The following is a 12,346-nucleotide window of genomic DNA, read 5'->3' on the forward strand; positions in this document are numbered from 1 at the left end:
TGTTGAAGATCAACCCGATCCGGACGCCTTGCGACCGCTGCGCGCCGTCAACTCCCTACTTGCCGCGTGACGTTCGCTATCCGTTCGCCCTTTCCGTGCAGATACGTCACTTTCGTGTAGTCACCCCGATTCGGTCGATCCCGTCGCGGTCGCCGCGACCAATTACCCCGTCCTCCGACAGGTCGGTCCCTCGTTCATCGCCTCGTTCACATTCGGGGCGGTGCCAGCCTGCCATGCGCTCGCGCGAGCGGTCGCGATCATGCGCGACCTTCATTTTGGTCATCTGCGCAAATTGCCTGCAGGCACGCCAGTCGGCTTCATCCGGCAAGCTTGGCGTCGGGCGATCGGCACCGGCATTCCCGATCGCAGGATCTATGAATTGTGCGTGCTGGTCGAGCTTCGCGACCGGCTTCGCGCCGGCGACATGTGGGTCGAGGGAAGCCGACGCTATCGTGCTGTCGAGCAGCAACTCATTCCTGCCCCCGTATTCGCCAACATGCGCGCGGCCGGCCCCTTGCCGATACCGGCACCGGATACGGCCGATATCTGGCTGGCCGAACGACGCGCCCGCCTCGCCCGTCGATTGGCCGAGGTCGAGCGAAAGGCGGAGACGGACGCGCTGGAAGACGTGCAGCTCAGCTTGGGCAGGCTGCGGATTTCGCCCTTGAAGGCGATTACTCCCGAGGAATCCGATACCGCCCTTGCGCCGCTCTATGCGCATCTGCCCGCGATCCGCATCACCGACCTTCTTGCCGAAGTCGATCGATGGACCGGGTTCAGCCAGTGCTTCACGCATCTGCAAAGTGGCCGTGCCGCGGATGAACCACGTGCGATCCTCACGGCGGTGCTCGCCGATGCCACCAATCTGGGCCATACGCGCATGGCGGAAGCCTGCAATCTCGTGACCCAGCGCCAACTCGGTTGGCTCGCCTCGTGGCATCTGCGCGAGGAAACCTACGGTCGCGCGCTCGCCCGGCTTGTCGACGCCCAACACACCGCGCCGCTGGCCGCGCTGTTCGGGTCCGGCACCTCGTCCAGCTCAGACGGTCAGAACTTTCCGCTCGACCGCCGCGCCCAGGCAACCGGCGCAGTCAATCCGCACAAGGGGACAGAGCCGGCTGTCTCCTTTTACAGCCACGTCTCGGATCGCTACGCGCCGTTCCATTCCACAGTTATCTCCGCTTCGGCGAGCGAGGCGGCACAGGTGCTCGACGGGCTGCTCCACCACGGCGCCGATCTGCACATCGAAGAGCATCACGTCGATGGCGGGGGCGTCTCCGACCATGTGTTCGCGCTATGTCATCTGCTTGGGTTCCGGTTCGCGCCGCGTATCCCGAATATCGCCGCACGCCGTTTGCACCTGTTTAACGGCATCGAACCCGGCCCCGATATTGCGCCGCTGGTCGCGGGCCGCATCGACGAAGGTCTGATCGAGGCACACTGGGACGACGTGCTGCGACTGGGAACCTCGATCCGCACAGGCGTCGTCAGCGCCTCGATCATGCTGGAACGGCTCGGCTCCTATCCACGCGCCAACGGCCTGGCACTGGCGTTGCGCGAGATCGGTCGCGTCGAGCGTACCCTGTTCACGCTCGACTGGATCGAGCAGCCCGAACAGCGTCGCCGCGCCACCCGCGAACTCAACAAGGGAGAAGCGGAAAATGCCCTGAAACGCGCCATCTTCTTCCATCGCATCGGCCGTATCCGCGATCATGCGCTGCAAGCCCAAAGCCATCGGGCGAGCGCGCTGAACCTCGTCGCCGGTGCCATCGTCCTGTGGAACACGACCTACCTGCAAGCCGCCCGGATGCATCTCGCCAACCTCGGCCGGCCGGTCCCGCCGGACCTGCTGCAACACCTATCACCGCTCGGTTGGCAGCATATCAATCTCACCGGCGATTACCTCTGGACCGATCCCGATGCGCCATCCACCGCGCTCAGACCGCTTCGCCAGATGCGCGCCGTCGAAGGCACGGCAAAACCTTAGCGTATATCTGGGTCCGTTCTGTGTACCGACCCCTATATGCGCGCGCTGCGGGATACGATGATGTCGCTCTATGAGGTTAGCGAGGTCGTCCCCGGTCAGTCGATGACCTTGCGTGATCTGTTGCGGGATGTTGCGCCAGTCACGGTCCGCGAACACGGCGCGACACAGACCCTCGTCAACTGGGACAAGATCGCTGCACGGGTTGTCGATGTGAACGGTCGCCATGGCATCTCGGGCGCGCTGTTGCCGTTCAGCGCTGATGGCGCCCTACAACTGATCGACGCGTTTGGCCGGCTTGCGGACGATGCAAAGGACACCTCCGAACTAAACCAGACCGACCGGGATGCTATTTTACGGGCATCAGGCCCGATGTTCACGAACATGTGGCTGCTCGATTGTCTGGGCAAAGCCATGCCTGGCACCATGCCGGATATGGTCAACGCCGATGGCGATGATCTTGTGTTCCACCGCATCGTCTTCCCCCTGGCCAAGGGCGTGATCGGCAAGAGCGTGGTTCGCAGGCTGAACGCGGCACAATGGCTGGAGCCTGCCAGCGACACATTCTGGAACTGGCTGGTGCCGGTGACGAAGGAGAGAAAACCACGAACGGCCAAAGGCGGGCAGGCTTTTGTGACGACCATGGAGGACGGCACACCCGTCTTCGCCAATGTCGAGTTGGCGGGACGCAAACTGATCGTTGAGGTCAATAGTGCCGCCCGTGCGGAGAAAGCGATTGCGCAAATGGGCGAATGGCTTGGTGATTGCGTGAGCACACCTATGACCGAAATCCGGACTCTGGCCCAGTTCATGGCTGATGACGCCGCCCGCGCTCCGCAGGAAGAGCCGCTCGATATCCCGCCGGACGAAATGGAGCGCATCGTTCATGATATGCTGACACGCGAATATACCAAAACGCTTGATGAAGCGGTGCCTGCCCTTGGCAACAAGACGCCGCGCGCTCTGGCCCGCACGAAGGCTGGCCGGGCGAAAGTGGCCGACTGGCTCAAATATATAGAGAATGGCGCAGCAAAATCCGGGGTCGGCGAGCCAATGGCTACCTATGATTTTACGTGGATGTGGCAAGAGCTGGGCATCATCGGCCTCCGCAGGTGATGCCCTTGCACGCCGTTCCGGTATTGTTCGTCCTTAGCGTTGCTTGGCGTACCTCCCACGCTATGCCCTCTATAGCCTAACCGGACGTCAGGGCGCTACCGCGGTTTCTGTCAGATTAGGGTACTAAACGGAATTTGTTGACGAATGTCGTTGCGTATCATAGATTTCAACCTGACATTTTGATGGAGAGAGTGCGCAGTGAAGGGGCAACGGATCGGCTATGTCCGGGTCAGCACGTTCGATCAGAATGTGGATCGCCAATTGGAAGGTCAGTCGCTCGATCGGACCTTCACCGACAAGGCATCGGGCAAGGACGTCAACCGCCCCCAGCTTGAGGCTCTGCTCACTTTCGCCCGCGAAGGCGATACCGTCGTCGTCCACAGCATGGATCGGTTGGCCCGCAATCTGGATGACCTGCGCAAGCTGGTCCAGGGCCTCACCAAGCGAGGTATCCGGATCGAGTTTGAGAAGGAAAGCCTGTCCTTCTCGGGGGGAGGACTCCCCGATGGCCAATCTGATACTCTCGGTCATGGGTGCGTTTGCTGAGTTCGAGCGCGCCCTGATCCGCGAACGGCAACGCGAAGGCATTGCGATCGCTCGGCAGCGCGGCGCCTATCGGGGGCGGAAACGGTCGCTCTCGGATGAGATGATTGCCGATCTGCACCGCCGCGTTGCCGCCGGTGAACGCAAGGCGACCATCGCGCGCGACATGGGCATCAGCCGCGAAACCCTCTACCAGTACCTTCGCGCCGCTGCCTGACACCAATGTTCACATTATGTCCGGAAAATCGTTGTTCAGCGTACAAAGCTTGAGGTGACGCCGACCAGCGGTGAGAAAAACAGATTGTCAGGAAGCTCAGCGTCTCTCTTGCCCGAGGGGGAATTTCCAGCCAATCGGCCAAAGCATTGACCGAAGGGCGGAACCCCTCGCGCTTGTTCAACAGAGCTTCTTGTCCGCAGACATAGGCCTTCACCATTGCGCGCTCGATCTCGCCAATCGTATTTTGCGTGCGCCCCCCTTTACGCGCCTTGCGATCCCGGGCGACAATGTCGCGCGCGACCTCGCGGAATATCGTGCGCATTTTCGATGTTGGTCGCTCGGCTTTGGCAGGCTTCCTTTTGACGTTCACAGTTGCAAAATCCCGAAAAAAAGCGAGCCTCAGACCGACTGACGCGGCGCGATGCCGAGGCGCTGTGCGACCTGCGTGTAGAGACCGACGATGCCGGGCATGGCGACCGTGACCGCAAGACCGAATGGTACAGCTTCATCTATCGGAGTGCCCGGATCTGGATCGCGCTGCACAACGAGGTCAATCGTCATATCCGGGCCGACGACCGGCGCTTTGTCACCTTCCCAGCAACGCATGAATATGGTGCCGCGATTAGTCTGATTGCCGTCCGGTTGAAGGCTTCGCGGAGAAACGCCCAAAGTGCCGGCTTCTGCTGGATCGAGCAGCTTGAGGCGAACGGATCGGTAGCTCTTGCGTCCCGGTTGCACGGGTGTGAACCATGCCAGCGTCGCCGAGAGGCTGTGGGGCCGGGCCTGACCGCTCATAACCGCCGGTATGGGAACACGGACAGTGGTGACACGGTCGCGCGAAAGTTCTCCAACCGCCCAGAACGTCGCGCGGTCCTCCGCGCACGCTACCGCGTCTTCGGCGTCAACATAGCCAAATCCCAGGAAGCGCCTGATATTGTCCTTGATGTGGCTGTGATGTCCGCCGACTGGACCGATGATCGCTTTGATCCGTGCAGCAATGTCATCGGGCCACCGGGCGGGATGGACAAGCAGTGCCTTAAGCAAGGCCGCCCGCTGAATGTGGGGCAGGCCCGCAAAATCCGGATACGCCGCCTCTAGTGCGTCGTGGATCCGATGACATGTGCGTGATGCCAGCGCGGTCGCGCCGCTGGTCCCGCCCGAATAGCCTTCGGCTACCCCGAAGGCGCCGGTACGAGGCGCAGCCACTTTGAGGCCAGCGGGGCGCGTCGAGGGCGCCGGCCTGACGAAGACATGACCGTCGGTCCGCATCTGGCGGAGGTGCTCGCGACCTCCCGGCATCAAAATGTCGGGTTTGACTGATCGGGCAAATCCAGGGCCGAGAGCGCTCGACGGGTTGGCGGCACGAATGCCCGGAAAGGGGTCGATGATGGTGCGGGCGGCGCGGCGGTCCGCAGCCGACACCCAATCGTCGTTGGACGCGCCGACCGTCACCGCGTTGATTGCCTCGGACGGCGAAAACATACGCCGGTCAGCCATCAGATTGCCGATCGCGGTCAGCGTGCCGTCACAGCGAGCGGCGGCGTCAGCGTCTTCGAAAGCCGTGCCGGTCGCGAAGGCTGGGACGCCGAAGGTCTCCCTCACATTACCAGCACTCACCAGAAACAGAATGCCGTATCGGTACGCCAGTCGATCCAGCAGCCGTGCCCATGCCGACAGCGACGACTGAAAGGGACGCCGCTCGTTGCCAAGCGAGAGATTGACGATCAGCACGCCCGGCGCCGTTGCATCCGGGCCTTCTCGCATCGCTCTAATGGCGAGAAAGATGATATCGACGACAAGCCGTCGTGCCGGGAAGCGATCCCCAGCACCCATCACCGGAACAACATGAATGCGCCGCGGCAATGCCGGTGCGGGATTGTTCCTGTCGCCATGCACGAGGAGCGACGCCATCGCAGTGCCATGGACGCGTTGGTCCACGGGGGCATGGGGTTCGAGATCGAATTGATCATCCACGACCAGATGAGCGGCGAGCAGCGGATGTGCAGCGACCGGAACTCCGTCGAGCAGGGCCAGGATCGGTTCGCGCAGGTTGCCGACCGCAGCAGCGGTGCCGGCGTCTGTGACGTCCTCGATCTCGATCGTCGTCGCTAGGCTTTGCGGGCGGATGTGCATGACAGGCTCGAGGCTGGCGATGCCGCCTTCCGCCCGATCGATGATCTCCCGGATCGCGCGTACCGGCAAATCCACAAGCAGGGCATGATAGGCGATGTCGGGCAGCCGGGCACGCGAGATGATATCCCCGCCGCGTGCGGTCACTGCCGCGCGCACTTCATCTTCCCGTGCCTGGGCCTGAACCTCAGAGGCTCGGTAGATCAATTCGATCTCCAGCGGGACAAGCTCGTCCTCGCCGCGCTCCTCGATCTCCTCGGCGAGAAAACTGGCGTCGATTCGTTGGACCCTGTCCTGAGGCCCCCATGGTCGCAGATCGCGAAGCAGTTCGAACACGCCACGCCACGGCGTCTCCCCGAATTGCAGTTGATCGGCGTTCCAGCGCCTCCAAAGAGAGAGCAGTTCTGCGAGCGCGCGTGCGTCCGGAACAAGGAGGTAGGCAACGGGCTCCTTGTCGTCGTCGCTGCCTAACTCCTCCTCGTCGATCAGTTCGAGGCCGGGCACGCGCTGAACGGCTGCGGCAAAATTGTTCACCGAGCCACGGACTTCGAAGACGAGCAATCTCTCCGGTGCCAGGGCAGCCGGATCGGCACGCAGTTCGAGACCGCCCGGATCTCGCGCCAAAGCCTGGGCCAGGCGGTCGAAGTTTGGGGCAAATGTGGCTTGCTGGCGATCCCGAGGGAAAGATTCAGGTGGCCGGGGAAATTTTTGCTGACCGGCGGGGCGTTGTCTTGATTGGTCTCGCGTCAGCCTCAGCAGGGGCTTGGTTGGATCGCTCGCCATCTACATTCCCGGGCCGTACGCGCGATTTCCATAGTTCAAGCTCTGTCTCGAGCGCATCATCAATCCCAATCTCCCCCAAACCCAATATCTGCCTGCGCCTCACATTCTGGCACAGGTCGAGCGCTTCGGCATAACTTACTTCGCCAAGGCGGGTCGCGAGCTTCTGTACAGTCATGCGCGGAGTTTCAGGCCAGCCAGAGATGACCCTGTCCAAAAACACCTCAAGCAGTTTGCGATCGGGCTGTGGAAAAGCTAACCGCATCTGAAAGCGACGCCATACCGCGCGATCAAGCAACTCTGCATGATTGGTAGCCGCAACAACTATAACATACGGCGGCAATTGATCGAGTTGCATGAGCAAGAACGAGACCACGCGCTTGATTTCGCCGGTTTCATGGGTGTCGCCACGCTCTTTACCGATAGCATCAAACTCGTCGAAAAATAGGACGCTCGGCTGTGTGCGCACATAATCGAACAGTTTGCGAAGCCGAGCGTTGGTCTCACCAAGGTAACTGCCGATCAAAGCATCATAACGCACGACGAAGAATGGTAAGCCCAGCGCCTCCGCGATTGCCTCAGCAAAGGACGTCTTCCCGTTTCCAGGAGGCCCGGAAAGCAGAATCCGATGCCGTGGCTCATAGGCATGTGCGCGCAAAACATCAGCACGCATGTGCTCTTCGATCAGCTGACGACCATTCTCGCGCGCTGGCAACGAAAGGAGCAGATCATCAAATCTAACCCGCGCTTCGATTTCGATGATCGTGTCTCGACCTGGCCCGACCTGAGGCTGGGAGGTCGTGAGAGGCGGCGGCGTTACCGGCACGGTGCTTAGTGCGCGTTCGATGCGATCTGCAACGATGTGGTGATTTTTGGCTCGTTCGTCCGCGGCAATGGCCTCGGCCGCTGCGCGCAGCGTCTCACGGTCGCCAGCAACGCTGGCGCGAACGAGCGAGACGAGATGATCAGCGCGGGCCATTTTCTATGTTTCAGTCACTCAATCGGCAGGATCAAAATCGACTACCTGGGGAATCTAATGAAATTTTCCTGCGGTGTAATCAATTATTCGCGATCCAGCTCTAGCAGACCTAGCACGATAATGCCTCTGCCATATGTGACGCTCCGTAAGGGTATCTGAAACCAGGGACCATCGTGGAGCAAGCCAGCATTCCATAGCCTAGATTCCCTATAGAAAGCTCTCACCGGCGTGGTTCTTGAACAACGCGGCATCGCGAACATAACCGAGGAGCACCTCCACCTTCTTCTGACGCGATACCTCCTGCATCTTGGGCAGCGAGGCTCCGGCCTTGGCCGCCTCGGTCAGAAACCCTGAGCGCAGTGAGTGCGCACCGACTGCGGCAGGATCGAGCCCAACCTTTTGGGCGTAGCGCTGAATCAGGCGGGCAACCGAGCGATCCGACATGGGCTCTTTGGTCATCATCCCTTGTGCGTCGGTGCGGTAGAACAAAGGACCAGCCTCCCCTCCCCTTGCGCTGAGCCATTCGTTGAGGCGCGCGCCCGGCTTGAGAATCTTTCCCGACGGCACCGCGATGACCTGCCCTTCCCCTTCTTGGTCTGTTTTCGAGTGCCTGATCGTCAGCTTGAGGCCTTCCCGCACCAGCTCGAGGTCAGCCAGCTGTAGCGCGACCAACTCGGAACGCCGCAACGCCGCCGCCAGCCCAAGTGCCATGACGGCCCGGTCGCGGATAGCCCGCGGACTTTGGCCTTCAGCAGCTGCAATCATCCGCGCAAGATCGGCCGCCAGAATTGCGCTCTTCTTGCGCGTCGGCCGTGCGCGCTGCTCGCGCCGGATCCCGGCAAGTGTGTCGCCAATGACATCACGCGGATCGCGATGCTGGGGTGCGACCTGCCCTGCCTGCCTGTGGTGCCAGGCGATGGCTGCAAGGTGCCGCCCGATGGTGCTGTCCGCCCTCCCCGCCTGCGCCAGCGAGGCAAGGTATGTGGCCACGGCCTCCGGCATAGCCGGCATAGGCTCAAGATCGCGCGTCCAGCACCATTCTTCGAACTGCCGCCAGTCGCTCTCATAGGCCCGGACCGTGTTGGCGGCCTTGGACCGCGCCCGGTAAGAGCGGGCCGCTTCGATCTCAGCCGCGAGCTGCGGCGGGATCGCATTCCCCAAGGGCGCGAGCGCAACCTCATCTGAATGCCTCAAGGCCTTGCTGCTGTCATCGTCCAAGGCGACACTCCTCAAGATTCAAGTCCGCTGCTGTGCCCCCCCTTGCCTTCGGGCCGGGGCGACATCGCAGTGAATTTCGCCTGCTTTATATAGAATAGCTCGTCGTCCGTGAAGGGCATTTATCGGACAGCAAATCAACCGTACAAGCTGGGTATACTTTTTAGCCCATTGATATACTTTCTGGCTGATGGCATTTTCCCCTTCCCCCTGGCAACTGACACTTGCGCGGATCGAAGGCGCCCTCCCCTTCATCTCGCCGGAGCTTTCCGAGTGCCTGGCGATGGCCTCATTGCGGCGCCTTTGGCGCGTACATGTTCGCGACTATCCCTTTGATAATCTGGGAATCGCTCACAATCCGGGCGTGGGCGCGAGCGAACTGGTCCGTTCGTGGTACTCGGAGGAGCGCCGACAGTTTTTGTCCTGGATCGGCCGACGTGCGCCCCCTGCCCTCGCCAACGCCGCGAAGCTAGTGCTGGCAGCCAAGAGCCAAGCCGAAGGCTTCACCGAGGCCTACAGCCCCGCAGACAATGCGCTCGCGCGCCTCGACGCCCTACTCCCTAGCAGGGATCCTCAGGGCACCCTGCTCGAGTGGCTTGAGGAACTGCGAACCGAGGAATTCGACTTCTTCGAAGGCGGCAGCGAAATGGTCCAGGTCGGCGGGTTCGCAATCACTCGTTCGGCGCCGCGTGGCGCGGCCTGGGCTGCCTCATTGGCTGCGGCCATCAGGCCCCACCTTTTTGGATTGGGCTCGGCCCCGCTGGCGCTTGCAGGCATCATGCCGCGGGCCCTGTTCCGCGAATTCCACGAAGAACCCCTGCCCGCCCTTCTCCGTTCAGCGCTTCAGACGGCCACTGACAAAGCCGCGACCGATTTGCGGGTGATGCGAGAGGCTGTTGCTTTGGCCGACAAGCAGCTGGCCGGTCGGCTGTATGCCTCCTCAACCGCTCCGCAGGCCTGGCGCATGATCGTCAGCCTTGGCCCCCTTACCAGAGCGGAGCTTGCCAGAGCCCTAGGCGTGACAAAGCGAACCGCTTCGCAATCGGTGTCCTCGTTGCAGGAGGCAGGCATGGTGCGCTTGCGCGAGACCGATAGTGCTATGATACCGGCCAATGCTGATCTAGTACCGCGCGAATAGCCTCTTCGGCTTCCTGCCGCGTTGCACCACCCTTGTTCAACAAGGTGATCCGAACCCCCTTGCGATCAGCTCCCTCAATCCGAAGCACAGGCTGGCCGACAGCATTGGCGACAGTCTCGACCTTTCCTGACTTCTTGGGGGATCCTGACTTCTTGGGGGGATCGACCGCAAGGGAAAGCGCCTTGATTACCTCCAGCACCGAGAGCGACTGGTTGGTCCGCTCCCGTTCGGCGGCAAGCCGGGCTGCCTCCTGGAAGGCCCTCTCCCTCCTGTCCTCGGGCTTCAAGAGCGCTTTGAGTGCGATCGCATTACGAATTCCGAGTTCCTGCGGACTAGCAAAGGCTCTGGTCAACTCCTCGGGCAGGCGGGCCAGATCGAGATAGCGTGTGAGCCAGCTTTCGGACACTTTGAGCCGTTCGGCCATCGTCTTCTGACGACCCTCGTAGTAGGCCGACAATGCCCGGAGATAGTCCTTCGCGCGCTCGAAATCGGTTAGGTCGTCCCGTGCGCGGTTCTCGAGATCTGCGAGCCTGAAAGCCTCCTCATCGCCAATCTCGCGCACGTCGACGAGGAACTTAAAGTCTGGGTAGTTGTGCGTCCGCAGCCAGCTGACCGACCAGTGCCGCCTCGCCCCGCAGATGACCTCGAAATCATAGCCATCTTCGCCCGACAGGCGACGGACAATAGCCGGGATCTCTTGCCGCCCTTGGGCCTTGATGCTCTCGATCAAGTCTGCGCAGCGTTCCTCATTGAGGAGCGCGTAGTCGCGATTATGGCCAGCCCACATTCGGCATCTTGCAGGGTCAACGAGCTCATGAGTGCGCGAAACAATCGCGCCCGATGCGAGGTCGGCTAGACGGTTTGAGCGCCCCGTAAGCACATTCGACGCGATGCTCGATCGACGCGGCGCTGCGGCTTCTTCGGTCAAATCAATTCCTGCCGCCAAGTCGGCCGCAAAACCGCTGTTCTTCCTACTCATGCAAGCCTCCCATTAGCAGAATTGCACGCGTGCAATTTCCCAGCGGCTCATACCAAAGCCTCCTGCCGGAGGCGCTTCTGATGGCTCGGCCACATCGATCGAATGTCGACTTCGATCTCAGAGTTCACGCCATCAAGATAGTTGAGGCAGCGATTGCGCACAGCCGAACTCGTAGCAGGTCCATCAAGCTCATAGACTGTCATCAGCCGCGCCGTCGCATTATCGATCTCGGCGGAGTCCTTGAGCGGCGTTCGAACCATGGCGTGGCCAAACAGCGTCCGCATCAACTGCAGAAGCTCCTTCTGCATCGACTTGTTCTCATCGACCTTCGAGGCGACGAAGCGCAGAAACGTCAGTTCTGGGGCAAGACCCCGGTCGGCCAGCTGCTCAATCGTCTCATCAAGCATTGAGAGGAATGCCGCGGTCGACGAGAAGTCCATCACGGTCGGAGGAACGGGAACCACCAACGCGTTCGCAGCTCGCAACACGGACAAAGAGATAGCTCCGAGGGCGGGCGGTGGGTCCATGACGATGACATCGAACCGATCCGAGATGCTCTCAATCCCTTCCTTGAGGCGGTCGAGTAAGGCTCCGTTCCCCTGCGCCATTCTGGCGGCCAGTTCGTACTCGGAATTGAACAGGCGAAGATTGGCAGGGACCAGCTCAAGGCCGTCGAAATGGGTCTTGCGGAGGGCGTAGTCGAGCGATGACCGCTCACCCTCACGAAGGAATGGGTAGAGCGTATCGTCCTCTGTCAGATCGAGATCTGGCACATAGCCAAACAGCGTCGTCGCAGAGGCCTGGCTGTCGCAGTCGATCAATGCAACACGATAGCCCTTGATCGCGAGATACTGCGCTAGATGAACAGACAGCGTCGATTTACCGACGCCGCCTTTGAAATTCTGAACCGCAACCACGCAGCACGGATCGGTCGGAGCACGATACGGCCTGGTGCCGAACACGCCGCGCATGTCGTTAAGCTGGGCAAGAGTGTACCTCTCGCGTCGATTGCTATCTGTCCTCGCCGGCTCGGGCAGCCTTCCATCTTTCTCGGCGTCACGGATAGCTGCCGGTGTCCGCCCGACGAGCTCGGCCGCCTTCCCGATCGTAAAGGTAGGCTCGCGGCGCGCATCTGCCCGAGCGCTTCGTGCGGAGTCGCGCAGCTTTTCAAGCACCGACGATGTTCGACTGGCCAGCGTTGCAACCGAGACTAAACGCTCGGCTTCTTCGATCTGAAGTCCGTTAGACACATGCCGTCCTTTCGC

General features: G+C 61.3%; 8 protein-coding genes and 2 pseudogenes. 4 read left to right on the top strand and 6 right to left on the bottom strand.

Translation table 11 applies throughout. The annotated features are described in order from the left end of the window. Positions 1-121: 121 nt before the first annotated feature. From NDB2M1_RS17905 to NDB2M1_RS17915, 3 genes and pseudogenes are all read left to right on the top strand, one after another. Positions 122-1,987: pseudogene (locus NDB2M1_RS17905) on the top strand (Tn3-like element ISMpo10 family transposase); the annotation flags it as partial. Positions 1,988-2,047: 60 nt separating this feature from the next. After that, positions 2,048-3,100 (top strand): hypothetical protein, encoded by a 1,053-nt coding sequence (locus NDB2M1_RS17910; RefSeq protein ID WP_253185940.1) that lies wholly within the window; start codon positions 2,048-2,050, stop codon positions 3,098-3,100. Between the two features lie 198 nt (positions 3,101-3,298). Next, positions 3,299-3,860: pseudogene (locus tag NDB2M1_RS17915) on the top strand (recombinase family protein). Here the strand turns inward: NDB2M1_RS17915 and NDB2M1_RS23200 are convergent. From NDB2M1_RS23200 to NDB2M1_RS17935, 4 genes are all read right to left on the bottom strand, one after another. After that, positions 3,817-4,230, bottom strand: coding sequence for a hypothetical protein (locus NDB2M1_RS23200; RefSeq protein WP_253185941.1), 414 nt, complete (start codon positions 4,228-4,230; stop codon positions 3,817-3,819). The pseudogene NDB2M1_RS17915 and the gene NDB2M1_RS23200 sit on opposite strands and share 44 nt — an antisense overlap. Positions 4,231-4,259: 29 nt before the next feature. Next, positions 4,260-6,614: a S8 family peptidase gene (locus tag NDB2M1_RS17925; RefSeq protein WP_253185942.1), complete on the bottom strand. Its 2,355-nt coding sequence runs from the start codon at positions 6,612-6,614 to the stop codon at positions 4,260-4,262. A 64-nt stretch (positions 6,615-6,678) separates the two neighbouring features. Beyond that, entirely contained in the window at positions 6,679-7,749 is a 1,071-nt protein-coding gene (locus tag NDB2M1_RS17930) for an AAA family ATPase (RefSeq protein ID WP_066531344.1), read from the bottom strand. 207 nt (positions 7,750-7,956) lie between these two features. Next, the gene (locus NDB2M1_RS17935) at positions 7,957-8,967 is read right to left on the bottom strand and encodes a site-specific integrase (RefSeq protein ID WP_051146240.1); all 1,011 of its coding nucleotides are present in this window, start codon (positions 8,965-8,967) and stop codon (positions 7,957-7,959) included. A 187-nt stretch (positions 8,968-9,154) separates the two neighbouring features. Between NDB2M1_RS17935 and NDB2M1_RS17940 the strand changes: the two genes are divergently transcribed. Continuing rightward, positions 9,155-10,102 carry a MarR family transcriptional regulator gene (locus tag NDB2M1_RS17940; protein ID WP_072384200.1) on the top strand — a complete coding sequence of 316 codons (948 nt, stop codon included), beginning with the start codon at positions 9,155-9,157 and terminating at the stop codon, positions 10,100-10,102. On the opposite strand, the gene NDB2M1_RS17945 is transcribed toward NDB2M1_RS17940, so the two are convergent. Then, complete coding sequence (locus NDB2M1_RS17945; RefSeq protein ID WP_072384201.1) at positions 10,062-11,081, bottom strand: ParB/RepB/Spo0J family partition protein; 1,020 nt, start codon at positions 11,079-11,081, stop codon at positions 10,062-10,064. The two genes, NDB2M1_RS17940 and NDB2M1_RS17945, sit on opposite strands and share 41 nt — an antisense overlap. 47 nt (positions 11,082-11,128) lie before the next feature. Beyond that, positions 11,129-12,331: an AAA family ATPase gene (locus NDB2M1_RS17950; RefSeq protein WP_072384202.1), complete on the bottom strand. Its 1,203-nt coding sequence runs from the start codon at positions 12,329-12,331 to the stop codon at positions 11,129-11,131. Positions 12,332-12,346 lie beyond the last annotated feature (15 nt).

Origin of the sequence: Novosphingobium sp. NDB2Meth1 (assembly GCF_900117425.1) — a bacterium.
In the GTDB taxonomy this organism is placed as follows: Bacteria; Pseudomonadota; Alphaproteobacteria; order Sphingomonadales; family Sphingomonadaceae; genus Novosphingobium.